Below are 24,848 nucleotides of genomic sequence, written 5' to 3' on the forward strand. Positions count from 1 at the left end.
CATGAAAGCTGCGGGCCTGTTCGAACGGTTCCTCGGCCTCATTTTTGAAGATTGGGCAGCGGCCCTGAAAGCTCTGATTACCGACTCCGGTCACGACCCGGCGTTGCGCTCAATCCTTGTGCTCCAGGTTGGCTACCAATGGTCCGCGTACTCGGTGTGGCCCCGCTCGGCGATGCTGCGCACCTGATGTCGCCATCTGCCGGTGAAGGCGCCAACCTCGGACAGGCATTCGCGAATGGTGGCTTGTGGCCGCTTTCTGCCTTTCGCGACAGGCAGAAAGCGGCCAGAAGCGGACGGTTAGCCCGTGAGTAAATCTGTCAACTGATTACACAACGTACCTATAGGCCTCTCTGTGGCGGCCCTTCATGCTCCTTGGCACAACGTCAATTGAGGCCAATTGCCATCAATGGTCATATCGGTTAAAACTTCGTATTAACCGGTATCCGTGAGGCGTCCTGCCCGGAAGGATTCGTATTTGAGCGGATGAGAAATAGGGACATGGTCGCGCGATGAAAAAATTACATTTCCAAGTGGACTCACGATTGGCAACTCTACTCAGCCAAGAGTACTCATCCACTGAGAAGGCATTGAAGGAGCTAGTAGATAACGCTTGGGATGCTGATGCGGAGCAGGTGTCGATCACTCTACCTGCCCCCCTCAGCAATGATCCAATTTTAGTCATAGATGACGGGACGGGGATGACCGCCCAGGAACTCTCCGCTCATTACTTAAAAATTGCATCTGATCGACGCTCCAAACGCGGCCTGCGGACGACTGGAAAGCAACGACTAATCAAAGGTCGAAAAGGAATCGGTAAGTTCGCAGGCTTGATGGCTGCATCAGTTATGAAACTGAAAACCCACGCGCGGAGCAGCGAAGTCAGCTTCACGTTGAGTTTAAAAGCGCTGGAGGAGCAAGCTGATATCGAAAACTTACCAATTGATGCTGAAGTGGTGCCTTGCTCACCAGAGCTTCACGGCACCACAATAACGCTGTCGGATCTACACCAAGAACTAGCCTACCCCGATGCCAATAAGCTTCGCCAGATTCTTCTCCAAGAGTATGGCAGACAGAAAGACTTCAGTATCACGGTCAATGGCAAGCCTCTGGCCATCGACGATCTCTCTGGCACTTATCGCGAAGACAGCACCACTCTACCTGATGCAGGTGATGTAACCTTGCGCTTCGCCATCAGTGATGCCAAGACCGGTCTACGCCAGCCGGGAATCACGTTGATGGTCGACGGCAAAGCCGTGGGAAAGCCAAGCTTCTTCGGCCTAGACGAATGCGATGATTTTCCGCCCAAGCTTCTCAGAAAAATGTTTGGTGAAATCGACGCCGATGGGTTGAGCGAACATGTCACTGCGGGATGGGATGCTATTGTAGAAAACAGTGAGTTATTCCACCAAGTGTCAGAGCACGTACAGGCGAAGCTTAGGGATGCGTTTGTAGAGACGCACGGAATGGAGATGCGTCTGGCTCACGCTCGGTTGCAGAAAACAATTCATGAGCGATTGGCTGGAATGCCAGAGTTCAAGCGTGAGTATGCAGATCGTGCCATCAAACGAATCTTGGAAAAGTACTATGACGAAGCCCCTAGCAAAGTCGAGCCAATCGTATTCGTAATTTTGGAAGCACTTGAACGGTCCGACTACCGAATTCTTCTTGAGCATGTTGCCGATGCAAAGCGTCGTGACATCTCTGCCGTAGTGGACTCACTCAGCGAATTTGGCCTTGCAGATATGGCCTTCCTTGTAGAACAAGCCAACGCTCGATCCGCTTACTTAGATCAACTCGAGATGTTGGCAGCAACGACCAACACCCTTGAGGCGACTATGCATCGAGCGATAGAGAACAGCCTCTGGATACTTGGGCCAGAGTACTCACTGTTCAGCTCTAACAAGACACTGCAACGCCAGGTGGAAGACTATCTCGGTGACCGGTACATAGGCGAACTCGCCTCCAAACGACCTGACCTCCTCCTAAGCGAAGACCTCCATGGAACATATTTGCTGATTGAGTTCAAACGCCCCAGTCATGCACTCAAATACGTCGATTACCAGCAAGCGACCAGCTATCGTCATGACTTCGCTAAACATGTCAGCAAACCAATCAAGGTGCTGATAATCGGAGGCAAGCGGTCTGAGGATTTTCCCGCTGCCAACCTCGAACCTAACGTTTCGGCAATGCTTTTCGTCGATATCTTTTCCACTGCCAGAAGACAAATTCAGTGGCAGTTGCGATCACGTCCGGCGTAGCTCTCCTCGCCATATTAGCAATCACACCCTCAAGGTTTACAGGGAAGTCGAGCATGACCTTTGACGCTAACATCTACGCTGAAGCCTATTACCAAAACATCCTGCCCTCGCCGGGCAACGATTATCCAAGACTCAAAGCCTGGGAGTTCCTTTACGAGTACATCTGGAACGAATCCCGTGCTAACTGGGCTGACCTCATCTCAGAGGATCAGATAGAGACCACTGCGCTACACATTGGCTTCTACCTAGCGAACTGGGGAATGTTTCGCGGCTCATCAGGGCTTTTGCAGAATAGCAACCTAGATCTGATGAAGGCTTTAGCCAAGCTTCTGTTTGAAGGTCAAGGTCCCAACTTGTTGGAGCTTTCTATGGATGATTTCGCCCCAGGCGCCCCGAAACTGGCATACCATCAGACGTTGATGGACTCAGTACTGGGCTCCATGGAATCGTTAGCATCTAACGTCTCTTGGACTGCTACTCTCAAGACGAAAATTCTGATGGGGGTCTGGGGAGAATGCCCGGCACTTGACCGTTTTTACATCGCGGCTTGCCGTGATTTATTTCCCCGACGTCCCTTCATAACCGCCGCCAGCGGGAAGGGACTTACCGCTTTGGCCGGCGTGGTTCGGGAGCTAAGCGCCCCCACCTTGCATCTAGAAACAGGACGTCTAAAACTCCCATACCCCACTGCTCGAGTTATGGACATGGCGCTATTTCAATACGGATTAGAAATCGCGTAATTAAACACCCCCGTTATTTTTAGAAGTATATAATGACTACTCTTGCCGGTATTTTCTTGTCTTGTCAGGCTCGAGGCGGCCAAAAGTAGCGGCCTACTCCATAAATAAGTCCGCCCCATTTCCCATAGGAGCAAGCATGGATTGGAAGTTCTTGATCACAACGGCAATTGCAGTATTTGCACTTGGTATTTCTTGGAAGGCACGGCGAGAGGTCAGGCAGGCATCGAATGCAACTTTTGATTTACAGAAACGCCTGGAGCAATACGAGCACTTCCCCATCATCAAAGTTTCTGTTATGCCAGAAAATGATCGCGTCAGGGTTGATGTTGCTAACATAAGCCCCAGAAATAGTGTTTCGTCATTCAAGGTTAAGTTAATTCTTCGTATATCTGCTGGAAATAATACATTCAGTGTAGTGAAGGAAGACTATACTTATCTTGGTGGCCTTATCAGTCCGAATAGTGTGGAGTGCATCTATCCAGATGAAATAAATGAGTGCATTGCTCACGCGCTTCCAGTATTAAGTAAATACCCTGCAGGGCAAAATCATTTTGTCTTGCGTGCATATGTAGAATGCACTCCTCCATATAATAATTCGGAAAATATACACGTAAATAACGCTGGGTATTTTGCGCTCAGCAATGGAACTCTTGTACTCACAGACTCGCCACGCTAAAGCATTAAGGCGTTGCAGATCCGATCTTATCCTGCCTTTATGAATACATGCAGCGTCGCAGGCCAGGTTTTGTGTTGGACTAGTGGCGTTCGCTTCAGGCCGTTTTCTGTAGATCATCACAGGCAGCTTTTGACCGTAAGCTGCCTTTCAAGAGCCACCACTTCCGACCCATAGCTACCGGCAACAAAAACAGTGCCCGTTTCAAACTACTTGCCTCAGCGATCGCCCGCACGCAGATAGTCATGCAATTGCTCGCCCAGCACTTCAAACGTGTGGACGATCCGTTTGATCTTGCGCAGGTCACTGTGCATCGCGATCCACACATCGACCTCGAAGCCGAAACTGTCTGGTAGTACTTCCAGCAGCCCATGGTCTGCCGCGATCCGCGTTGGACAGAGACCGAAGCCCAACCCCGCTTTCAGCGCAGCAAGTTGCGCAAGGTGGTTATCGGCGGCGATCGTGAACTGCTGGTCAGCTTCACACAGGCCGGCTTCGACTAACCGACGCAGGTCGGCGGAGCGCCTGTCCGGCCCGATCAGCGGCCGTTGGCGCAGGGCCGGCAAGCTGGCTGGTTTGCCGTAGCGTTGCAGGCATTCGGCGCTGGCATGGATGCCGATCTGCAAGCTACCTACGCGACGCGCCACGATATCGGATTCCACGGGCCGCACCAGGCGCACGGCGATATCCGATTGCAGCCTGGAAATGTCCTCTAGTGCGTCGCCTATGCTCAGCTCAAGTTTCAGGTCTGGGTGGCAGTGATGGAAGCTGCGCAATAATCCGGGCAGTACCTCGACACCCAGCAATTCGCCACACGTCAGTCGCACCGTGCCATGGCCCACCGATGTTTCAGCGCTGGCCATACGGGTAAAGGCTTGCGCGGCGAGGTCCATGGCCTCGACATGCTCGATCAGGCGCTGCGCACCGCTGGTAGGTGTCAGGCCAGAAGGCGTGCGGGTGAACAGACTTAGCCCGAGCGCCTGCTCCAGATGATCAAGGCGCCGGCGCGCGGTGGCCTGTGCAATGCCCAGTAGCTTTGCAGCGCCGCTCAGGCTGCCTGAACGCAGCACTGCGAGGAATACTCGCTGGCTCTCCCATTCAAGTCCGCTCATAAATTCTTGACCAACCGTTGCTCCTTTTTTGCTCTTCTGCCCAACCTCACGAAGAGGGATCATGCGTCCCGAACTTTTCCGGGCGTCATTGTAAGGAGTCAACGCATGAGATTCACCGGTCAGTGCCGATGTGGACACGTCGTCATCGAAATCGAAGCGCAGCAACTACCGCCGCTGTATGCATGCCATTGTCTGAACTGCCAGCGCTGGAGCGGCAGCGCGTTCGGTCTGCACATGCTGTGCGAGGCTTCGGGGGTACAGGTAACGGGTGAGACGGCCACCTACAGGCATGAGTACCATGGACAATCTTCCACGCAACATGCATGCGGCGTATGCCATACCCGATTGTTTAATGAGACCACCGCAGCGCCAGGCATGCTCGTGGTACGGGGCGGCGTGCTAGAAGGCGCGGAGCGATTCGCGCCAATTGCTCATATTTGGACACGCCGCAAGCAACCGTGGCTGGTACTGCCGGAAGGGGTTGCGCAATGGGAGGAAAGCCCAACGCCGGAGGAATTCTCCAAGGCGTTGGGGTAAATGCACGCACTGCTATCAGGATAAGAACCCGCGTTGTAGCAATGTCTGGTTTTACAGCGTGGCGGCACAGCTCTGCCAAGCCGTCAGGCTGGAATGATCCGCGTCCAGAACCGGGTGTACTGCTGGAGCCTGACAGGCAGCGAAAGCGCCACAGCGCTCAACGCCACGTCGATATTGTTCAACGGATAAGTGCCGGAAACGCTCAAGTGGCTCACCTCAGGCGCGCACCCGAGGTACCCCGGACGATAGCGCTGCAGCTCGTTGATCAACTGACCCAGGCTCCAGTCATCCACTGTCAGACGCCCTTGAGACCAGGACTCTTCGTCCGCTCTCGGGGGACGGGCGTCCAACACGCCCTGACGATCAAAAGTGACCGAATGCCCCGCAGTGATGACGGCTTCGCTGACCTGAGTTCCAGCACGGACAGCGACGGCATGTTCATAAACACTCAAGCGGGTTTGCCCCTCCCGTTCGAGTACCGCAAAGCGAGTGCCGAGCGCGCGCATATCGCCTTGGGCGCTGCGCACGATAAAAGGCCGAGGGTCTTTGCCGGTAACCACATGGATGTTCCCGGACCTCAGGATCAGCAAACGCGTGCCGGCATCAAAAGCCACGTCCACTGCAGTGGAGGTGTCCAGCACCAGCACGGTGCCGTCAGACAACCGCTCCCGGCGCTGCTCACCGGTGGCGGTACGCAGGTCAGCCATCCACACCGGTGCGGAATTGATCCCCCGCCAACCCAACGCCCCCAACCCCGCGCCAAGCACCAGGCCGCCGAGAAGATTGCGGCGGCTCACTCCCGCGCCCTGCAAGTTGACCTGCTCCATGACCTGCCAACCCAGTTGCTGTGGCACTTTGCCAATATGCGTCTGCAACGAGGTGAGGTGTTGCCAGGCCCATTGATGCTCAAGGCGGTCGCCATGCCAGGCCTTCCATTGCATCTGCAGGGCCGGGTCGTCAGGGTTGGCGCACATCTGCGCGAACCATTGGGCCGCATCGCGCAGGGCCTGGCGTTTAGGGTCAACGCTCACAAAGGGTTATCCATGACGAACAGCAAGCAATGCTCGGTTGCGCGAGCCATGTATTTGGTGACCGAGCTGACGGAAATCTGCAACTGCTCGGCAATCTGCGGGTAGGTCAGTCCCTGCAACTGCGACATCAAGAACGCCGCTTTAGCCCGCCTGCCCAAGCCGTCGAGCATCCGGTCAAGCGCCTGCAAGGTCTGCAAGATGATCAACCGCTCTTCGGCAGATAGCTCAAAAGATTCCGGCTGACGGGCCAGCACTTCCAGATAGGCGCGCTCCACGGATTGGCGGCGAAAACTGTCAATCATCACCCGCTTGGCGACGGTGACCAGGAAGTGCCTCGGCTCGCTGAGCGTGGCCGCTACCGGCTGACGGTGCTCGGCGAGCAGGACGCGCAAAAACGTGTCCTGCGCGAAGTCAGCCGCCTGCTGCGAACAGCCCGTTCGCTTGTGTAGCCAACTCACCAACCAACGCTGATGATCGCTGTAGAGCGTTTCTACTGGATTGCGGGTAGACATGAACGTGCTAATGCGTAGATAAGAATGAGTCGCAATATATTCAAATGAGCGACTCGCGGCAATGCGCTTCAGCCGTAATGGCGATGGCAAAAAAATTCTGAAGGGCGTTGTCGGTTTCCCGGCAGCACTGCGACTCCCTTAGCAGAAACTCAAAAAATGCCTGCACCCGCCAACAGGAGACAACATGCTGTACATCCCCTCAAGCCCACGCAAGAGTGGCCTGAAAGCCCCAAGCACGCTCACCCTCGCGATACTCGGCGCCTCGCTCTTGATGGTCGCCCCCGTGATGACTCACGCCGCCCAACCCCCTTCCTCGCAGGGCGAAGCCCAGCAAAAGAACTTCGCCATCGGCGCGGGGCCACTGGTCACGGTGTTGAACCGGTTTGCTACCGAAGCGGGCGTCGTACTGTCGTTTGACACGGCCCTGGCCCAAGGCAAACAAAGCCCGGGCATCAACGGACGCTACAGTGTCGCGCAGGGTTTTTCGGCGTTGCTTGCCGGCTCCGGATTACAGGCGATTGCCGGTGCGAATGACGTCTACGTGTTGGTGCAGGCTGCGCCGGCGGGAAGCGTTGAGCTCGGGGCAACCAGCATTTCGGGTACACGCCTGGGGCAGACAACCGAGGGGACGGGTTCCTACACCACGGGCACCACCAGTACATCTACCAAGATGAACCTGTCGCTTCGTGAAACGCCGCAATCCGTCTCGGTGATTACACGTCAGCAGATGGACGATCAGGGCTTGACCACGGTGCAGGATGCGGTCAGCAAAACACCGGGACTGACCATGCAGAAGGTCGGGCCAGAGCGCTACACCTTCTTCGCGCGAGGCTTCCAGATCGACAATCTGATGTACGACGGGCTGCCGACGTCCATTACCAACGCCGCCGATGCGATAACGCCGGCTAACCTCGCCATGTATGACCGGGTCGAAGTGACTCGCGGCGCAACCGGCCTTGTCCAGGGTGCGGGTAATCCTTCTGCGGCTATCAACCTGGTACGCAAGCGACCCACTGCAGAGCCCCAGGCCAAGGCCACTGTGAGTGCCGGTAGTTGGGACAACTACCGCAGTGAACTCGATGTATCCGGTGCTTTGAACGAGAGCAAAACCTTACGCGGCCGAACTGTAATCACCTATCAGGACCGCAAAAGCTATATGGACAGCGTGGACAAGGAGCACAGCCTGTTCTACGCCGTCGGCGATATCGACCTTAGTAACAACACCACGGTAACGACTGGTATTTCCTATCAGAATGAGAATAACGACGTCGCCTGGAACGGCCTGCCCAGTGCCGCCAACGGCGCCGACCTGGACTTGCCGCGCTCGCGCAGTTTCGCAGGTGACTGGGAGTACTGGGACAAGCGCACCCGAATGCTGTTCGTGGATGTTGAACACCGTCTGGACAATGACTGGAAAATTCGTCTGGCCGGCAGCAAAAGCTGGTCGGAGCAGGACTACCTGGGCAGCTATCCCGGTCGGCTGACCTCCAATCTGAGCACCCTCAGCATCCGCGCAAGCGGCGGCAGTGCAGAAGACACCCAAAGCAGCTACGACTTCTTCGCCAACGGGCCATTTCAGTTATTTGGCCGGACCCATGAACTTGTTGTAGGCGCTAGCCGGCGTGTCGACAACTACTTCCTGAACAGCTCGACCGTCAGCAACGTTGCGACCAACATTGACCCCTACACCTTCGACAGCAGATCAACCGCCAAGCCATCGCTGGATATCCATGCCGTTGGGGACAAGCGCGAAACCAAACAGGAAGGGATCTACTCGACCGCCCGGTTGAACATCACCGACCGTCTGCGATTTATCGCCGGAGCCCGTCTGGACTGGTTCGAGTACATTTATGACTATGACTTCCGGGGCAGTATGTCCACTACCCAGGCCAAGGCTACCCGCCACCCAACCCGATATGCCGGCGCGCTTTACGACCTGGATGACAATCACACCGTCTACGCCAGTTACACCGACATCTTCCAGCCACAAACCTATCGCGACACGGCCAACAAGCTTCTGGAGCCGGTCGAGGGCGAGAACTACGAAATTGGCCTCAAGGGCGAGTATTTCAACGGCGCACTGAACGGCAGCGTGGCGCTGTTTGAAATCATTCAGCGCAACCGTGGCACGTCCGTAAGTGACCCAACCACTTGCTCGACCTATCCGCAAAGCAGTTGCTATGAAGCAGCGGGCAAGGTCAGAACCCAAGGCATTGATATCGAACTCAGCGGCGCTATCACCCCCGACTGGCAATTGGCAGCGGGCTACACGTTCTCGCAAGCGGAGTACCGCAAGGATCAAGCCACCTACCAGCGCGGCGATCTGTATGACACCGACCTGCCTCGCCATCAGTTCAAGTTGACGACCATGTACAAGCTACCTGCTCAGTTGGACCGGTGGCGTGTGGGTGGCAGCTTCTACAAGCAAAGCTCGGTGTTCAACAAAGGCACAACCGCAGGCGTGCACTACGAAATCGACCAGCCGTCCTACTACGTGGTTGACCTGACTGCGGGATACCAGGCATCCCGCCAACTGGATATCCGCTTTGCGCTGAACAACCTGCTGGACAAGAAGTACTATCAGACCATCTCGCAAAACACATCAAGCTGGCCTACAGCGTTCTATGGTGATCCTCGTAATTTCCAGATTACAGCGAGTTACGACTTCTAAGGCGATACCATACGGCTGCGCCGGCGCCGCGATTGAGTAAACGGGGACGCATTGATATTTGACCGGCCGCAGCCAAAAAAATAATTCCGTCCCCTTTACGGCAATTGCTGTTCTCAAATATCCGCGAACTTTCAGCACATCGCGTTTGGCTCGATCAGGTAATTGTCGAGTGGTCCCGCTCCCTTACAGACCCGGATCTGGATCACATGCTCAATTACACAAGCATGAAAGGAGTCCCCGCAGACAAGAGCTTTTATGGCTTGGTCATGCATTTCTTCAACCACCAGACTCATCACCGGGGACAAGTCACTACGTTGCTTTCACAAGCGGGTGTCGACGTTGGTGATACTGATCTGGTTGGGCTCATTCCTTCCGGGCCGCGCACATAGTCGAAAGAACCAGCGTCAGGTCTATTGCCAGTCGGTTCAACCGCTTGGGGCCCTTCGCGAGCAAGCTCGCTCCTACAAAAACTCACACCCCGGTAGGAGCGAGCTTGTCCGGGCGACGGGCCCCTACTCTTCTACAACCCGCGATGAGCCGCCTCATACTCAGCCTTCAACAACCGCTTCATCAGCTTCCCCGTAGGCTCACGCGGTAGCTCGCTGCGGAAATCAAACTGTTGCGGACACTTGACCCCGCCCAGGCCGTCACGGACGAAGCGGCGAAGCGTCTCCGCAAACTCGGCACTCCCGGCTGTACCCGCCCGGGGCTGTACGACCGCCACCACCCGCTCGCCCATCTCGTCGTCAGGGGCGCCGATCACCGCTGCGTCCTCGACGTCGGGGTGGGTGATCAGCAGGTTTTCGATTTCCTGCGGGTAGATGTTCACGCCGCCCGAAATGATCATGAAGCTCTTGCGATCGGTCAGGAACAGGTAGCCGTCATCATCGACCCAGCCAATGTCGTTCAGCGTCGCCCAGCCTTTGTCGTTGTAGGCCTGGCGGGTTTTTTCCGGGTCGTTGTGGTACTCGAAACGAGGGCCGTCGGCGAAGTAGACATCGCCCTGGGAGCCTGGCGGCAGTTCTTCGCCGTCCGCGCCAAGGATCTTTATCGTGCCCAGCACCGCGCGTCCCACCGAGCCCGGTTTGCTCAGCCACTGCGCCGAATCCAGGGCGGTGATGCCGCAGGTTTCCGTGCAGGAGTAGTACTCGTGGATGACCGGCCCCCACCAGTCGATCATGGCGTGCTTGACCGGCACCGGGCACGGCGCCGCGGCATGGATCACCGCCTGCAGCGAGCGGTAGTCATAGCGTTGCCGAACCGCTGGATCGAGCTTGAGCATGCGCACGAAGTGCGTGGGCACGAAGGTCGAGTGGGTGATGCGCTGCTGCTCGATCAGCGCCAGTGACTGCTCCGCGTCGAAGCGTTCCATGATGAATACGGTCCCGCCAAAACGCTGGATCACCATCGCCCAGCGCAGCGGCGCCGCGTGGTACAGCGGCGACGTCGACAGGTAGCGGCTGTCGCCATTCATCCCGTAAAGCGCCTCGCCAAGGCGCATCAACGGGATCGGCGCTTCGATCAAGCCTTCCGGCAACTGCGGTTTGACGCCCTTGGGGCGGCCGGTCATGCCGGAGGAATAGAGCATGTCGGAGCCCGGGCTGGGGTCGCACACCAGGGTGGTCGGCAGGCCTTCGCAGGCTTCGCGCAATGAACGCCGGCCAGGGGCGGTGCTGAAGACCTGCAGGGTATCTGAGCCAACCTGCTTCGCCGCCTGTTCAGCCACATCCGCATAGGCGCGGCCGGCCACCAGCGCCTTGGCACCGGAGTTTTCCAGTACGTAGGCCAGGTCGCCCACGGAGGTCTTGGTCGATACCGCAGTCAGATAAAGCCCGATGCGCTGAGTGGCCCAGGCCACCACGAATATCTCGAAATCGTTGCCCAGCACCACCGCGACGGTGTCTCCGCGCGTGAGGCCAAGGCTGCGAAACAGATGGGCGGCCTGGTTCGCGAGGGCATCAAGTTCGCCGTAGGTCAGGACTTCCTGGCTGGAGACCAGGACGCAGGCAGGCTTGTCGGGGTTGGTGCGGGCGTGAATCAACGGGTGCATGGCGTTTTCTCTTATTGTCGTTGTCAGGGCGTGCAGCACGCGGATTCAACGCCCCGACCAGACCGGGGCACGTTTCTCGGCAAAAGCTTTCGGACCCTCGACGGCGTCCGCAGAGGCAAGCATGGCGCGGACCTGCGGATAGTCCCATTGTTCGCCCATGCCCTGCTCCACCGACACATCCAGGCCACACATCACCGTTTGCTTGGTCGCCCGAACCGACAGCGGGCTGCACGTGAGGATGTCATCGGCCCAGCGCCGGGCGAGGTCCATCACGTCACCTTCCGTCACTTCGTTGACGAAACCAAGCTGCACCCCTTCGCTGGCGCTGACGCGACGCCCGGTGAGCAGCATGCCCATGCTGCGCTTGAGGCCGATCAGCGCAGGAAGCCTCAGCATGCCGCCGGCCAGCGCGGCCAGACCAATCTTGGCCTCGGGAAGCGCGAAGGCGGCATTGGACGACGCGACGATGATGTCGCAGGCCAGCGCCAGCTCGAAGCCGCCGCCCATGGCCACGCCGTTGACGGCCGCGATCACTGGTTTGTGCAGGTCGAATCGCGCGGTCAGCCCGCCGAAACCCGCCGGCGGGGTACCAAGATCGCCGCCGTTGGCCTGCTGTTTGAGGTCATGCCCGGCGCAGAACGCCTTGTTCCCGCTACCGGTGAGGATCGCCAGCCACTGCTCGTCGTCGCTGGCGAAGTCGTCAAAGGCGCGCTGCAGCTCTTCATGGGCTGCGTAGTTCATGGCGTTGTAGGCATCTGGCCGCTGCAGGGTGACGATCGTCAGGTGCCCTTCGCGGACCACGCGGATGAATTGATATTCCATCGTTCTCTCTCCCGACCTAGGCCAGCATGCCGCTGAGACGGCGATTGATGATGTCGCGGGCGTCACTGACCATGCGCTCCAGCAGTTCTTCGCAACTGGGCACGTCACGGATCAGACCCTGGATCTGTCCGGCCCAGACCAGCCCGGCGTCGAGATTACCGGTCTCCAGCGCCTCGCGGCCCTTGGCGCCTGACACATAGCCACGGATGTCCTCGAACGTGGCTTCGGCCGCCTGGGACAGGCGCACCACTTCATCCGACACGCTGTTGCGCGCGACCCGCCCGGTGTTGTGGAACCGGCGAAAGATCAGGTGGGTGGCACGCTCATCGTTCTCCACCAGGAAGCGCTTGATCGCCTCATGAATCGGCGCCTCACGGGTCGCGCAGAAGCGCGTGCCCATGTTCACCCCTTCCGCGCCCAGGGCCATGGCCGCAGCCAGGCCGCGTCCGTCGCCAATGCCGCCGCTGGCGATGATCGGGATGGTCACCTTGTCGGCCGTGGCGGGAATCAGCACCAGGCCGGGAATGTCGTCCTCACCGGGGTGCCCCGCGCACTCGAAGCCATCGATGGAAATGATGTCGACCCCCATTCGCTGCGCCGACACGGCATGGCGCACCGCCGTGCATTTGTGAATGACGGTCAGGCCGTGGGCCTTGAACGCTTCGACATGTTCCTGCGGCTTGTTGCCCGCGGTTTCGACAATACGCACGCCGGAATCGATGATCGCCTGGCGGTACTCCGCATAAGGCGGCGGGTTGACCGACGGCAGGAGGGTCAGGTTCACCGCGAACGGCTTGTCGGTCATGCTCCGGCAGCGGTCGATTTCCCGCCGCAGCGCGTCGGGGGTCGGTTGGGTCAACGCGGTCAGCGTCCCCAGGCCGCCGGCGTTGGAAACAGCGCTGGCCAGCTCGGCCCGGCCGACCCACATCATGCCGCCCTGCACGATCGGGTGGCGGATGCCGAGCAATTCGGTCACACGGTTACGAAAGCTCATCTCACAGCACCTCCAGAATCGTGACGTTGGCGATGCCGCCGCCCTCACACATGGTTTGCAAGCCATAGCGCTTGCCGCGGGCTTTCAGGGCGTGGATCAGGGTGGTCATCAGTTTGGTCCCCGACGAGCCGAGCGGATGGCCGAGGGCAATCGCCCCGCCGTTGACGTTCAACCGCTCGGGGTCGGCATCAAGCGCATCCAGCCAGGACAGCGGAACGGGAGCGAACGCCTCGTTGACTTCATACAGATCGATATCGGCGATGCTCAGGCCGGCTTTCTTCAGGGCCTTGCGCGTGGCGAAGATCGGCTCTTCGAGCATGATCACCGGATCGCCCGCAGTGACGGTCATGTCGATGATCCGCGCGATGGGCGTCAGGCCATGGGCTTTCAAGGCGCGTTCGCTGACCACCAGCACCCCGGAAGCGCCGTCGCACACCTGGCTGGCGTTGGCGGCGGTGACCACGCCGCCTTCCTGCAACGGCTTCACCGAACCGATACCCTCCAGCGACGCATCGAAGCGAATGCCTTCGTCGATCAGGTGCAGGCCATCCGCGGTCGCCAGGCCGATGATTTCATCGCGGAAGGCGCCACTTTCGGTCGCCTGCGCCGCCCGCTGGTGGCTGGCCAGCGCGAAGCGGTCGAGGGTCAGGCGGTCGAGACCGTACTTCTCCGCCAGCGTCTGCGCACCGGCAAACTGGCTGAAGCTGCTGACCTGGAAGCGCTCCTGGATCCGGGCGCTGAACGGGCCGATGCCGATGCCTTCCTTTTCGTGGAAGGACAGGTTGGAGAACATCGGCACCCGGCTCATGCTTTCCACGCCACCGGCGATGACCACGTCCTGGAACCCGGACATGACCGCCTGCGCGGCAAATTGCACCGCCTGCTGCGAGCTGCCGCACTGGCGGTCAATGGTGACCGCCGGCACGCTCTGTGGCAGCCGCGACGCCAGCACCACGTTGCGGGCGAAGGCGAACGCCTGCTCACCGGCCTGGGTCACGCAGCCGAGGATCACATCATCGACGGCAGCCGGATCAATTCCCGAGCGTTCGACCAGTGCGTCGAGTACTTCAGCGCCCATGTCCGCTGGATGCCAGCCGGCCAGTTTGCCGTTACGACGCCCGCCCGCAGTGCGAACGGCTGCAACAATGTAGGCATCAGCCATGACTCAACTCCTTCTTGTTTTTAGGGAGCCGCTGCGCAACGAAGGCGGCGACTTTGTCACGGACACAAGGCTGTGTCGCAAGGGCCGCGATGCTGCGGGCCTCGTTTTCCAGTTGCGTTTCCAACGGGGTGCCGTGGCTTTCCAGCAACAGTTTCCTGACGCTGCCGAGCGCCGCTGAGTTCATCGCGGTCAGTGTTGCCACGACGCTAGCGCCTTCGGCCTGCAACTGGCCGGCGTCGACCACCCGCGAAACCAGGCCCAGGCCGTGCGCCTGCGCCGCCGTCAAACGCTGGTTGAGCAGGATCAATTCCTGCGCCCGGCGCAGGCCGATCAGCCGCGGCAGGATCCAGCTCAGGCCGCCATCCGGGCTCAGGCCAATGGCGCCGTAGGCCGGAGTGAAGGACGCGGCGGGTTCAGCCAGAACGATGTCGCCGATCAGCGCCAGGCTCAGACCGGCGCCGGCCGCCGCGCCGTTGACCAGCGTCACCAAGGGTTTGTCCATGCGCATCAGGCGCGAGATGGCAAGGTGCAGGGTGCCCGCCAATTCACTGAGAAAACCGGAAATCCCGTCACCCGCCTCGGTAAAGGCTTGCAGATCACCGCCGGCGCAGAACAGCTTGCCGCTGCCGGTCAGCACCACGCATTTCAGGTCCGGCGTCTGGTCGCAGACGATGGCTGCGCGAAGCAACGCCTGGGCCATCGGCAGGTCGATCGCGTTGCCCTGGTCGGGGCGGTGCAGCGTGAGGGTGGCGACACCTTCGTGGATATCCAGCAGCACTGAATCGTTCATCGGCATTCCTCCAGCGCGCGGCGTGCCAGCCCGGCCAGCACGGGGAAACTCTTGGCCCGTTCACGGGCGTGGGCCGAGGCGGCGGTGCCGCGAATCACCCGACCCTTGATGCCATGGAAGATCGCCGCCATGCGGAACAGGTTGAAGGCGATATAGAACTCCCACGCCGGAATGGACGCGCGGCCGGTGCGTTCACAGTAGCGCTCGACATACGCCGATTGCGCGGGAATGTTGAGCCGCCGCAAATCGGCACCGGCCAGGCCGGCAACGATCTCGGGGGGCATCTGGTACATCATCGCGTGGTTGGCGAAGTCGGCCAGCGGATGACCGAGGGTCGACAGTTCCCAGTCCAGCACCGCCAGGACTTTCGGTTCGCTCGGGTGAAAGATCATGTTGTCGCAACGGAAGTCGCCATGCACGATCCGCGTCTCGTCGCCGGGCGGGATCATTCCCGGCAGCCATTCCACCAGCAGGTCCATGTCTGGATCGCGGCCTGCGGCTTCGTCCGCCAGGTACTGGGAAGTCCAGCGGCTGATCTGCCGCGAGAAGTAGTTGCCCGACTTGCCGAAATCACCCAGCCCGACCGCATCGGGCTCGATGCTGTGCAAGGCCGCCAGGGTCTGGTTCATCGCGTCGAAATAGCGCGGCCGTTCTTCGGCGCTGACTTCTGGAAAAGTGGCGTCCCAGAAAATCCGTCCTTCGACGCGCTCCATCACATAGAAGGGCGTGCCCACCACCGAAGCGTCGGTGCACACCGCGAAAATCTTCGGCACGCAGAACCCCACGCCGCCCAACGCCTGCTGAACCTGCGCCTCGCGCTCGATCGAGTGGGCGCCTTTGAGCAAGACCCCGGAAGGCTTGCGCCGCAGCACGTAACTGCTGGTCGGCGTGGTGATCTGATACGTGGGGATCGACTGCCCGCCCCTGAACTGCAGGACCGTCATCGGGCCGGCGAATCCATCCACGTTGTCCCGCAGCCAGTGGGCCAGGGCGCGCTCATCGAACGTCATGTCGGCGCGCACTTCCCCCGCGCCGGCATTGGCCTTTTGCTCCACTGCCGTCATTGCCGTGCCCTCGCCCACTCACGCTTGATGGTTTTCGCCAGCGACCACTTGTGCACTTCGGTGGGGCCGTCGTAAATGCGAAACGCGCGGATCTCGCGGAACACCTGTTCGACGATCGAGTCCTCAGTAAGGCCGCTGCCGCCCATGACCTGCACACAGCGATCAGCCACGCGCATCAGGGTTTCGCTGACAGCGACCTTGGCCATCGAACTCTCAGTGCCGCCCGCCGCGCCGCTGTCCAGCACGCTGGCGCACCAGTTGATAAGCAATTCCACCTGCTTCAGGTCGATCAGGTTTTCGGCCAGGCTGAAACCGGTGCCTTCGTGATCGATCAGCAACTTGCCGAACGCCATGCGCCGGTTGGCGTAGTCGGTGGCGATCTCGTTGGCCCGCAGGCAGGCGCCGTACCAGCGCATGCAATGCGACAGCCGCGCCGGCGCCAGGCGGATCTGGGCGTAGCGAAAACCTTCGCCGGCCTCGCCCAGCATCTGCTCGGCGGGCACCCGCAGGTTGTCCAGCGCGACGATCGCATGGCCGCCGGGCATGGAACTGTCGATAGTGCGCGGAATGCGTTCGATGCGGATGCCAGGGTCAGGCAGGGCGACGAGAAACATGCAGGCGCCCTCCTCGGCCTTGGCCATGACGATGCCGATCTGCGCGCCCTGGGCACCGGTGATGAACGCCTTGCGGCCGTTGATCACCCAGTGGTCTCCGTCGCGCCGGCAGGTGGTCTGCATCATCGACGGGTCGGAACCGGCACCGCCGTCCTCGGCGGGTTCAGTCATGAAAAAGGCAGAGCGCGCGGTGCCCTGGACCAGGGGTTCGAGAAAGCGCTCCTTGATAAACGGGCTGCCGACCTTGCCGAGCAAATACATGTTGCCCTCGTCCGGCGCGCAGGTATTGCAGGCCAGCGGCCCGAGGGGCGACAGGCCAGTCTTCGCCAGCACCAGCGCCGTGCCTTGCTGGCTCAGGTGGCTGCCATCGGCAAGGATATGCGGGGTCAGAACCCCCGCTTCGCGGGCCAGTTCCCGCAGTTCCAGCACCAGTTCGTCGGTGGGGCAGTCGTGGTGATCACGGCGGTTGTCGGCCTCGTAAGGCACCACCACGTCGCGGACAAAGCGTTCGACCCGGTCGGCAATCTCCGTGGCCCGTTGCAGATCGTGGAAGCTCATCGGGCGGCCATCCGGATTGCGCCGTCCAGGCGAATGACTTCGCCGTTGAGCATGGGGTTTTCGACAATTGACTGGACCAGCAAGGCGAATTCGTCCGGCTGGCCGAGACGGCTCGGGAACGGCACCTGCTGACCGAGGGAGTCTTGTACGTCCTGGGGCAGCGACGCCAGCAACGGGGTGAGGAAAATCCCCGGCGCGATGGTCATCACGCGGATGCCGTAGCGGGCGAACTCCCGCGCCAGCGGCAGGGTCATGCCGACAATCCCGGCCTTGGACGCGGCGTAGGCCGGCTGGCCGATCTGCCCGTCGAAGGCGGCGACGCTCGCGGTGTTGATGATAACGCCGCGCTCTTCCCCGTCGGCATCAGCGAGGTGCAGGCGCTCGGCGAACTTCGACAGCACGTTGAAACTGCCGTTGAGGTTGATGTTCACGATTCGCGCAAAGTCGGCCAGTGGCAGCGCCGAACCGTCGCGAGAAATCGCTTTGCCGGGCGGGCCGATTCCAGCGCAGTTGACCAGGATGCGGGCCTTGCCGTGCACCCCTTCAGCGGTTTCGAGAGCGTGCCGGATGCCAGCCTCGTCGGTGACATCGGCCTTGATGAACAGGCCGCCGATCGCCGCGGCGTGGGCTTCGCCCAGTTCCTGGTTGAGGTCGAGAATCGCCACCCTGGCACCGGCCGCCGCCAGCCGCGAGGCCACCGCGCCGCCCAGACCGGACGCGCCGCCGGTTACTACTGCAGCCACATCTTGAATCTTCATCGAGCACATCCTCTTGCTTGTTCTTGTTGGGACAGCGAGCTCTGCCGCGAGCAGGAAAAATCACTGATTTAACTCATCGGTAGAATATCTACTCGCCAGTAGGCTAGAATTCCGATCACTGGCCTGTCAAGGTCGAAAATCCCTGAAAGTGGAAAGCGAGCTTCAATCAGACGCCGCACCCCACACCCGAAAAATGGAACGAACGCCGTGACCGAAACCTCCCCTTTCACCAGCGCAACGCAGAAGCAACAGGAGCGTGAAGCCAAGCGCCAGGCCGTGCTCCGCGCGGCGGTGCGGATCTTCAACGAGCGTGGTTTCCACGCCACCCTGCTCGACGATGTGGCCGTCAGCCTGGGCATCTCCAAACCGACGATCTATCACTACCTGGGCAACAAGGAACAGGTGCTGCTGCAGTGCGTCATCCACGGCCTGGAACAACTGATCGACGCCGCAGACAAGGCGCGCCAGGAGCCCGGCCAAGGCATCGACCGGTTGCGCAGCTACCTGCGGCGCTACGCGGAAATCAACATGGATGACTTCGGCCGCTGCGTGATCCGCACCGGCGACGAAGCCCTGTCCGAGGAAGGCCGTACCCGCTTCCGCGCCCTGAAAAGTGATATCGACCGGGCCATGCGCGGGTTGATCGAAGAAGCCATCGCCGACGGCTCCGTCGCGCCCTGCGACGCGCGGCTGCTGGCCTTCACCCTGGCCGGCGCGCTCAACTGGCCCGCGCGCTGGTTCTCCCCGGATGGCAAGCAAACGAAGGAAGAGGTGGCCGCGCAAATGGTCGACCTGCTGACCAGCGGATTCGCGCCGCGCTGAGCCAAGCTACGCAATGCAACGCAACTGTCGGAAGCGGCGAAGGAAGGAGGGTGTCGCAACATGCTCAATGTGCCTGATTGCCCTGACACGAGGTTCATCGGACCTGTACCACTGTCGCAGCAGATCGAACGCGTTCGGCTGCTCCCGCTGATCGCCCGCGCGGGCGGCACGCTCACCCTGCTGAGCGCGCCCGCCGGTTTCGGCAAGTCGACGGTAATGGCCCAGACCTGCGCGCAATTGAGCCAGGCCGGCATCGCCACCGCCTGGCTCAACACCCATGCGGCGGACAACGACCTGCCGCGCTGGCTCGCCAGCCTCGACAGGATCACCAGCCATCTCGGCATCGCCCGGCCCGGCTGCGATGCCATCACCTGCCTGACGATGCCCACCGCCTCATACGCGCTGTTCATCGATGAACTGGAAACCATCCAGGAGCCATCGGTACTCGCCCTGCTCCAGGAACTGGCCCTTCACCTGCCCCATCGCGCCTACCTGATCGCCACCACCCGGCTGACCCCGGCTCTGGGCCTGGCGCGGCTGAGGGCCAGTGGTCGGCTGACGGAAATCGGCGCCGGCGAGCTGCGTTTCGATATCGAAGAAAGCCAGGCGCTGCTCGACGGCCAGCTCGGCGCCGCGTCCCTGTCCCGCGCCGATGTCGAGCACCTGCACGGCAAGACCGAGGGCTGGGCCGCAGCGTTGTGGCTGGCGTCGATTGCGCTCAAGCGCAGCGAGTCGCGGCTGGAGTTCATCGCCCGCTTCTCCGGCTCCACCAGCACCGTGGCCCAGTACCTGAGCGAAGTGGTGCTGGCGGAGCAATCGCCGACCGTGCGCCGGGTGCTGCTGCGCATGAGCGTGCCGAGGCACTTCAACCCGGTGCTGTGCGAGGCGCTGAACCCGGGCGTCGACGGGCGGGAAATGATCGAGCAGCTCCAGGCCCAGGGGCTGGCCGTGCCGGTTGAAACGAAACACGGCCTGTGGCGTTTCCACAGCCTGTTCGCGGAATTCCTCCGTGACCAGCTCGACCGCGAAAGCCCCGGCGAAAACGCCCGTCTGCACCTTGCCGCCTCGCGCTGGTTCGACAGTCAAGGCCAGGCGGTGCAGGCCATTGATCACGCCGTGCTCGGCCAGCAGTACGAGCAGGCCATTCTGTTGCTCGAACACCATACCGAATCGCTGCTGGAACAAGGCCGGATGCGCTTGCTGCGCCGCTGGTTCACCGCCATTCCCGAACACCTGGTGGCCGCACGGCCGCGCTTGCACGTGATGTCGCTGTGGGCCCTGGCGCTGACCGAGGGCGCGCACCTGGCGTGGCAGGAACTGGAGCGGCTCGACTGGCGCAACAGCCCCGACCCGCACGTGCGCAACCACGGCGCCGCGCTTTACCCGACCCTGCTGGGCATGCGTGACCACTGCGAAGAAGCGGTGACGGTCGGCATGCGCACCCTGAACAACCTTGAAGCCCGGCATACCTTCGCCAGCACCACCCTGCTCAATGCCATCGCCCACCAGACCCTGATCATCGGCGACACCCGCGATGCCCAGCGCATGGTCGATGCCGCGCGCCGCCTGCACGGCGGCGAAAGCCACTTCAATCGCATGTATTCGGAAACCACCGAGGGCCTGATCGACCTGTTGCACGGTCGTCTGCGCCACGCCTCCGCGCGCTTTCGCCTGGCCGTCGATGTCACCCGCACCAGCCACCATCGGCACGTCCACGGCAATGCCTGGGCCGGGGTTCTGCACACCGCGACGGTGTACGAAGCCAACGACCTCGCCCAGACGCGGCACCTGATCAACGTCTACCTGCCGCTGGCCCGTGAAGTCGGCATTCCCGACCACTTGATCCTGATCTACCTGCTCAAATGCCGGCTGGCGTTCACCGAAAACGACCTGGAAACCGCGCTGCACGCACTGACCGAACTCGAATACCTCGGCCACCGCCGCAGCCTGCCCCGCGCGGTGGCTGCGGCCCAACTGGAGCGGGCGAAGATCCTGCTGATCCAGGGCGAGGGCGAGGCGGCGCGGGACGAGTTGAGCCGCGCCGATGACCCAGTGATCTGGGCGCGGGAATGCCGGCAGCGGCTGCTCGCCCACGACAGCCACTACCTGCGCCTGGCACGGCTGCGCTGGGACATTCATTTTGGCGATCCGGTCGCCGCCCTCAAGCAACTGGCCGTCGACCTCGAAGAAGCCAACGCCTCGGGCCGTCGCCACCGTGCGCTGGTGCTGCAGTTGTTGCAGGTGCTGGCGTTGCAGCGCTGCGACAACCTGCTCGCCGCGCACAAAACACTGGAAGAGGCGCTGACGTTCGCCGCGCGCGAAGGCTACGTGCGCACCGTACTCGATGAAGGGGCGGCGCTCGGCCAGGTGGTGCTGGAGTTCAAGCAGTTGTACGAGGCACGCAGCTCGCGCACGCCGCTGTTGCTGGATTATCTGCGTTCGCTGCTGATCGGTTTTGGCCCGGCGCTCCCCCCCGAGCAGGCCAGGCCCGCCTCCGCCGCGCCGCTGCCCGAGCCGCTGACGCGCAAGGAAATCGAAGTCCTGGTGCTGCTCACCGATGGCTGCTCCAACCTCGACCTGGCCGGGCGCATGCACGTGTCACTGAGCACCGTGCGCACCCACCTGCGCAACATCAACGCCAAGCTGTCGACCGGCAGCCGCAACCAGGCGCTGGCCGTGGCGAGGAAGATGGGGCTAGTGTCATAACCACGAGGCTCTGTACGAAACGCATCCGAGCTCGCCCATGCTGCGTTGAAAACAGGCTCGGGATGCTCATTGACAACCAGTCAACTCCGCTCCCTCGCCTGTTTTCGCCTTGCCTGGCCTTCGCTCGAATACCTTTCGTACAGAGCCTAAGAAAAATCGTCTTTTGTGACGATTTTTCCCCTCCCCCCGCCCCCTAGACTGATCCCGAAACCCGCTATCCCGCGCCACGTGCAGCAGGCTTGCGATTGCAGTCCGGTCGTCAGGGCCGCCGTCGGTCATCTGACAGATCCAACAACAATAATTAACGGGATTGAGCAATGAACGAGCAAAGCACCACCCTCCCCTACACCGAAAGCAAGATCCACCCCGGACGCTGGACGGCGGTGGGTTGCCTGATCATCTTCTACGCGATTTCGATGGTCGACCGCTTCATCCTTTCCGCCGTCGCCCAGCCGGTCACCCAGAGCCTGGAACTGTCCAACACGCAGATGGGCCTGCTGCTGGGTGCGGGCTTCGCCGTGCTGTATTCCATCGCCGGGATTCCGGTGGCCTACCTGATCGACAAGGGCAACCGCACCCGGGTGATCCTCGCCGGCGTGCTGCTCTGGTCGCTGATGACCGCGGCGTCTGCCTTCACCGTCGATTTCACCACCCTGATCATCTGCCGCGCCGGCGTTGCGATCGGCGAAGCGGTGCTGACCCCGGCGGCGATGTCGCTGATAGGCGACATGTTCCAGCGCAAGGAGCGCGCGCTGCCCACCAGCTTCTACATGGCCACCGGCAACATCATGGCAACCGGCGCGTTCATTATTGGCGGCGCGGTGTACCAGTTCGCCGGCGGGCAACAAATCATTCCTGGCATGGAGCCCTGGCGCTTCACCCTGCTCGCCGTGAGCCTGCCGGGGCTGCTGATGATGGTGCTGTTCGCCCTGGCAGTCCGCGAACCGGCACGGGTCGAAACACCCTCGTCCACAACAGGCGCCGGCATCGACGCACTGCTGCCGTTCCTGGTCGGCAACAAGGCCATGTTCATCCCCTTCTTCATCGCCACCGGGCTGATTTCATCCCTGACCCTGGGGGTGATTTCCTGGGCGCCCACCCTGCTGATCCGCCTGCATGACCTGAGCGCCGCCCAAGCCAGCTTCGTGTTCGGCTCGGTAGGCCTGCCGACCTCGGTGCTGGGCACGCTGTGCCTGCCATGGCTGGCGAGCCGGCTGCAGAAGGCCGGTCGGGCGGACGGCATTGCGCTGATTCTGATGGTGGCGGTAGCCATCCCGGTGCCCGCGATCATCGCCGGCTTGCTGGTGGGCGATTACTGGCTGCTGGTCGCAGCGTTCGCGGTGTGCATGATGTTCCTGCCGAGCATCTCGGTCATGACCTGCCTGGGCATGCAGATGATCAGCCCATCCCGGCTGCGGGCACGCACCGTGGCGGTCAATCTACTGGTGATCAACCTCTTCGGCTACACCGTCGGCCCGTTCCTCAGCGGCGTCCTGGCCGACCGCGTGTTCAGCGGCCCGACGGCGATCGCCTCGGCACTCGCGACCATGGCGGCAATCATCGGTCCCGGCGCCCTGCTCGGCTTTCTCTTCGCCCGCCGCCACTTCGGCCAGATGATGAACGCGCAGAAAGACTGAGCGTCACCTGCGGCCGCGAGGCCGCCATTACTCCCTACAAAAACAAGAACCGGAGCCGCCATGAATTTGCGCACCGCAACCCTGCTCGCCTGCTCGTTGCCCCTGTCTCTCCCGGCACAGGCACAGACCCGCTTCATCACCGACAGCAGCGCCTCCGTGCTGCTGCACAACTACTATTTCGACCGCGACTACAAAGACCCCGCAAACCCCGCACTGAAACGTGAGCTACGGGAATGGGCCCAGGGCGTGACCCTGGACTTCAAGTCCGGCTACACCGAAGGGCCGGTCGGATTCGGCCTGGACCTGACCAGCATGACCGGCCTGAAACTGGACTCCTCCCCCAGCCGTGCCGGCACCCAGTTGCTGCCACTCGACTCCCAGGGCCGCGCCGAGGACAGCTTCAGCAGCTTCGGCGGTGTCGCCAAAGTGCGCTTCGCCCAGTCCAAACTGAATACCGGCAGAATGGTGCTGACCCTGCCCATCGCCTTTTCCAGTCCCGGCCGCCTGCTCCCGCAGACCTTTCAGGGCACGACCTTCCAGTCGGACGATTTCGACAGCCTGACGCTGATGGGCGGCTACCTCGACCGCATCAAGTTCCGCGATTCGAGCAACTACGAAAACATCCGCGTGACCGCGCAGAACGGCCGTTTCCGCGATGTCGACTCCAGCGGTTTCAGCTATGTCGGCGCCAAATACAAGGTCGCCCCCAACTTCACCGCCAGCTACTACCACGCCACGCTGAACGACATCTATCGCCAGGATTACGTGTGGCTGGTGCACGACCTGCCGCTGGGACCGGGCAGTCTGAAAACCGATTTCCGTTGGGTGAGGTCCGGTGAGGACGGCGCCGCCAACGCCGGCAACGTCGACAACGACAACCTCGGTGTGGTCTTCAGGTACGCCCTCGGCGGGCACACCTTCAGCACCGGCTACATGGCGCTGTTCGGCGACACCGCCCAGCCGTACATGGGCCGCAGCGAGCCGTCGCCAACCGTCGAAGGGGCCATCGCCACGGACTTTCTCAATGCCAAGGAGCGCACCTGGCAGGTGCGCTGGGACTACAACTTCGCGGTCCAGGGCATCCCGGGGCTGACGGCTATGCTCTGGCACATGCGCGGCGACAACATCGAGCTGCCCGAGCGCATGGGCGGTAGCGGCCTCTACGAGCGCGAAAGCCAGGCCCAGGTGGCCTATGTCATCCAGTCCGGGCCGTTGCAGGGGCTGGGCGTCAAGGTCCGCCACGCCTGGTACCGCAACGACTTCACCCAGGCCGCGACCTTCCGCGACAACAACGACTTGCGGGTCAACATCGTCTATTCCTGGAAACTCTGGTGAAC

21 protein-coding genes and 1 pseudogene are annotated in these 24,848 nt (G+C 61.2%); 11 read left to right on the forward strand and 11 right to left on the reverse strand.

Translation table 11 applies throughout. The features are described 5' to 3' along the window. Nucleotide 1: 1 nt before the first annotated feature. The 4 genes from DM374_RS33775 to DM374_RS33200 all read left to right on the forward strand — a co-directional run bounded on the left by DM374_RS33775 (nt 2) and on the right by DM374_RS33200 (nt 3,674). Nucleotides 2–187 (forward strand): hypothetical protein, encoded by a 186-nt coding sequence (locus tag DM374_RS33775; RefSeq protein ID WP_225422532.1) that lies wholly within the window; start codon nt 2–4, stop codon nt 185–187. A gap of 322 nt (nt 188–509) precedes the next feature. Then, nucleotides 510–2,258 carry an ATP-binding protein gene (locus tag DM374_RS18315; RefSeq protein ID WP_110971155.1) on the forward strand — a complete coding sequence of 583 codons (1,749 nt, stop codon included), beginning with the start codon at nt 510–512 and terminating at the stop codon, nt 2,256–2,258. Nucleotides 2,259–2,311: 53 nt separating this feature from the next. After that, nucleotides 2,312–2,998 carry a hypothetical protein gene (locus tag DM374_RS18320; protein WP_110971156.1) on the forward strand — a complete coding sequence of 229 codons (687 nt, stop codon included), beginning with the start codon at nt 2,312–2,314 and terminating at the stop codon, nt 2,996–2,998. Between the two features lie 136 nt (nt 2,999–3,134). Further along, complete coding sequence (locus tag DM374_RS33200) at nt 3,135–3,674, forward strand: hypothetical protein (protein WP_157969721.1); 540 nt, start codon at nt 3,135–3,137, stop codon at nt 3,672–3,674. 215 nt (nt 3,675–3,889) lie between these two features. On the opposite strand, the gene DM374_RS18325 is transcribed toward DM374_RS33200, so the two are convergent. Next, nucleotides 3,890–4,783 (reverse strand): LysR family transcriptional regulator, encoded by an 894-nt coding sequence (locus DM374_RS18325; RefSeq protein ID WP_110971157.1) that lies wholly within the window; start codon nt 4,781–4,783, stop codon nt 3,890–3,892. Between the two features lie 105 nt (nt 4,784–4,888). Here DM374_RS18325 and DM374_RS18330 point away from each other — a divergent pair, with 105 nt between their 5' ends. Beyond that, the gene (locus DM374_RS18330) at nt 4,889–5,320 is read left to right on the forward strand and encodes a GFA family protein (RefSeq protein WP_110971158.1); all 432 of its coding nucleotides are present in this window, start codon (nt 4,889–4,891) and stop codon (nt 5,318–5,320) included. Nucleotides 5,321–5,403: 83 nt separating this feature from the next. On the opposite strand, the gene DM374_RS18335 is transcribed toward DM374_RS18330, so the two are convergent. Beyond that, complete coding sequence (locus tag DM374_RS18335) at nt 5,404–6,351, reverse strand: FecR domain-containing protein (RefSeq protein ID WP_110971159.1); 948 nt, start codon at nt 6,349–6,351, stop codon at nt 5,404–5,406. Continuing rightward, nucleotides 6,348–6,863, reverse strand: coding sequence for a sigma-70 family RNA polymerase sigma factor (locus tag DM374_RS18340; RefSeq protein WP_110971160.1), 516 nt, complete (start codon nt 6,861–6,863; stop codon nt 6,348–6,350). The genes DM374_RS18335 and DM374_RS18340 overlap by 4 nt, the downstream gene beginning before the upstream one ends. A gap of 184 nt (nt 6,864–7,047) precedes the next feature. Here DM374_RS18340 and DM374_RS18345 point away from each other — a divergent pair, with 184 nt between their 5' ends. Further along, on the forward strand, nt 7,048–9,534 hold the full coding sequence (locus DM374_RS18345; RefSeq protein ID WP_110971161.1) for a TonB-dependent siderophore receptor: 2,487 nt from the start codon (nt 7,048–7,050) through the stop codon (nt 9,532–9,534). Between the two features lie 86 nt (nt 9,535–9,620). Continuing rightward, a pseudogene (locus DM374_RS18350) lies at nt 9,621–9,923 on the forward strand (DinB family protein); the annotation flags it as partial. Between the two features lie 131 nt (nt 9,924–10,054). On the opposite strand, the gene DM374_RS18355 reads toward DM374_RS18350, so the two are convergent. The 8 genes from DM374_RS18355 to DM374_RS18390 are packed head-to-tail and all read right to left on the reverse strand — an operon-like array spanning nt 10,055 to nt 18,346. Then, entirely contained in the window at nt 10,055–11,584 is a 1,530-nt protein-coding gene (locus DM374_RS18355) for an acyl-CoA synthetase (protein WP_110971162.1), read from the reverse strand. Between the two features lie 45 nt (nt 11,585–11,629). Beyond that, a complete protein-coding gene (locus DM374_RS18360; protein ID WP_110971163.1) occupies nt 11,630–12,406 on the reverse strand; it encodes an enoyl-CoA hydratase-related protein in 777 nt (258 codons plus the stop codon). Nucleotides 12,407–12,422: 16 nt separating this feature from the next. Continuing rightward, on the reverse strand, nt 12,423–13,400 hold the full coding sequence (locus DM374_RS18365; RefSeq protein WP_110971164.1) for an NAD(P)H-dependent flavin oxidoreductase: 978 nt from the start codon (nt 13,398–13,400) through the stop codon (nt 12,423–12,425). 1 nt (nt 13,401) lies between these two features. After that, entirely contained in the window at nt 13,402–14,562 is a 1,161-nt protein-coding gene (locus tag DM374_RS18370) for an acetyl-CoA C-acetyltransferase (protein ID WP_110971165.1), read from the reverse strand. Beyond that, nucleotides 14,555–15,352: an enoyl-CoA hydratase/isomerase family protein gene (locus tag DM374_RS18375; protein ID WP_110971166.1), complete on the reverse strand. Its 798-nt coding sequence runs from the start codon at nt 15,350–15,352 to the stop codon at nt 14,555–14,557. Before DM374_RS18375 ends, DM374_RS18370 begins: the two co-directional genes overlap by 8 nt. Further along, nucleotides 15,349–16,416 carry a phosphotransferase gene (locus DM374_RS18380; protein ID WP_110971167.1) on the reverse strand — a complete coding sequence of 356 codons (1,068 nt, stop codon included), beginning with the start codon at nt 16,414–16,416 and terminating at the stop codon, nt 15,349–15,351. Before DM374_RS18380 ends, DM374_RS18375 begins: the two co-directional genes overlap by 4 nt. Beyond that, nucleotides 16,413–17,588, reverse strand: a complete 1,176-nt coding sequence (locus tag DM374_RS18385; RefSeq protein WP_110971168.1) for an acyl-CoA dehydrogenase family protein — start codon at nt 17,586–17,588, stop codon at nt 16,413–16,415. The genes DM374_RS18380 and DM374_RS18385 overlap by 4 nt, the downstream gene beginning before the upstream one ends. Next, the gene (locus DM374_RS18390; protein ID WP_110971169.1) at nt 17,585–18,346 is read right to left on the reverse strand and encodes an SDR family NAD(P)-dependent oxidoreductase; all 762 of its coding nucleotides are present in this window, start codon (nt 18,344–18,346) and stop codon (nt 17,585–17,587) included. The genes DM374_RS18385 and DM374_RS18390 overlap by 4 nt, the downstream gene beginning before the upstream one ends. 207 nt (nt 18,347–18,553) lie before the next feature. Here DM374_RS18390 and DM374_RS18395 point away from each other — a divergent pair, with 207 nt between their 5' ends. The 4 genes from DM374_RS18395 to DM374_RS18410 all read left to right on the forward strand — a co-directional run bounded on the left by DM374_RS18395 (nt 18,554) and on the right by DM374_RS18410 (nt 24,846). After that, nucleotides 18,554–19,168 (forward strand): TetR/AcrR family transcriptional regulator, encoded by a 615-nt coding sequence (locus DM374_RS18395; protein WP_110971170.1) that lies wholly within the window; start codon nt 18,554–18,556, stop codon nt 19,166–19,168. A 60-nt stretch (nt 19,169–19,228) separates the two neighbouring features. Further along, nucleotides 19,229–21,874 (forward strand): LuxR C-terminal-related transcriptional regulator, encoded by a 2,646-nt coding sequence (locus tag DM374_RS18400; RefSeq protein WP_110971171.1) that lies wholly within the window; start codon nt 19,229–19,231, stop codon nt 21,872–21,874. A gap of 317 nt (nt 21,875–22,191) precedes the next feature. After that, a complete protein-coding gene (locus tag DM374_RS18405; RefSeq protein WP_110971172.1) occupies nt 22,192–23,511 on the forward strand; it encodes an MFS transporter in 1,320 nt (439 codons plus the stop codon). Nucleotides 23,512–23,571: 60 nt separating this feature from the next. Continuing rightward, the gene (locus DM374_RS18410) at nt 23,572–24,846 is read left to right on the forward strand and encodes an OprD family porin (RefSeq protein ID WP_110971173.1); all 1,275 of its coding nucleotides are present in this window, start codon (nt 23,572–23,574) and stop codon (nt 24,844–24,846) included. The last annotated feature ends 2 nt before the right edge of the window (nt 24,847–24,848 follow it).

Source organism: Pseudomonas huaxiensis, from assembly GCF_003231275.1.
Classification (GTDB): Bacteria; Pseudomonadota; Gammaproteobacteria; order Pseudomonadales; family Pseudomonadaceae; genus Aquipseudomonas; species Aquipseudomonas huaxiensis.

Bases quoted from the DNA above. Each gene is read 5' to 3' on its own strand.
- DM374_RS18400 (WP_110971171.1), top strand. From the start codon at position 19,229: ATGCTCAATGTGCCTGATTGCCCTGACACGAGGTTCATCGGACCTGTA.
- DM374_RS18315 (WP_110971155.1), top strand. From the start codon at position 510: ATGAAAAAATTACATTTCCAAGTGGACTCACGATTGGCAACTCTACTC.
- DM374_RS18360 (WP_110971163.1), bottom strand. From the start codon at position 12,406: ATGGAATATCAATTCATCCGCGTGGTCCGCGAAGGGCACCTGACGATC.
- DM374_RS18375 (WP_110971166.1), bottom strand. From the start codon at position 15,352: ATGAACGATTCAGTGCTGCTGGATATCCACGAAGGTGTCGCCACCCTC.
- DM374_RS18345 (WP_110971161.1), top strand. From the start codon at position 7,048: ATGCTGTACATCCCCTCAAGCCCACGCAAGAGTGGCCTGAAAGCCCCA.
- DM374_RS33200 (WP_157969721.1), top strand. From the start codon at position 3,135: ATGGATTGGAAGTTCTTGATCACAACGGCAATTGCAGTATTTGCACTT.
- DM374_RS18385 (WP_110971168.1), bottom strand. From the start codon at position 17,588: ATGAGCTTCCACGATCTGCAACGGGCCACGGAGATTGCCGACCGGGTC.
- DM374_RS18365 (WP_110971164.1), bottom strand. From the start codon at position 13,400: ATGAGCTTTCGTAACCGTGTGACCGAATTGCTCGGCATCCGCCACCCG.
- DM374_RS18355 (WP_110971162.1), bottom strand. From the start codon at position 11,584: ATGCACCCGTTGATTCACGCCCGCACCAACCCCGACAAGCCTGCCTGC.
- DM374_RS18320 (WP_110971156.1), top strand. From the start codon at position 2,312: ATGACCTTTGACGCTAACATCTACGCTGAAGCCTATTACCAAAACATC.
- DM374_RS18390 (WP_110971169.1), bottom strand. From the start codon at position 18,346: ATGAAGATTCAAGATGTGGCTGCAGTAGTAACCGGCGGCGCGTCCGGT.
- DM374_RS18370 (WP_110971165.1), bottom strand. From the start codon at position 14,562: ATGGCTGATGCCTACATTGTTGCAGCCGTTCGCACTGCGGGCGGGCGT.
- DM374_RS18380 (WP_110971167.1), bottom strand. From the start codon at position 16,416: ATGACGGCAGTGGAGCAAAAGGCCAATGCCGGCGCGGGGGAAGTGCGC.
- DM374_RS18325 (WP_110971157.1), bottom strand. From the start codon at position 4,783: ATGAGCGGACTTGAATGGGAGAGCCAGCGAGTATTCCTCGCAGTGCTG.
- DM374_RS18410 (WP_110971173.1), top strand. From the start codon at position 23,572: ATGAATTTGCGCACCGCAACCCTGCTCGCCTGCTCGTTGCCCCTGTCT.
- DM374_RS33775 (WP_225422532.1), top strand. From the start codon at position 2: ATGAAAGCTGCGGGCCTGTTCGAACGGTTCCTCGGCCTCATTTTTGAA.
- DM374_RS18340 (WP_110971160.1), bottom strand. From the start codon at position 6,863: ATGTCTACCCGCAATCCAGTAGAAACGCTCTACAGCGATCATCAGCGT.
- DM374_RS18405 (WP_110971172.1), top strand. From the start codon at position 22,192: ATGAACGAGCAAAGCACCACCCTCCCCTACACCGAAAGCAAGATCCAC.
- DM374_RS18330 (WP_110971158.1), top strand. From the start codon at position 4,889: ATGAGATTCACCGGTCAGTGCCGATGTGGACACGTCGTCATCGAAATC.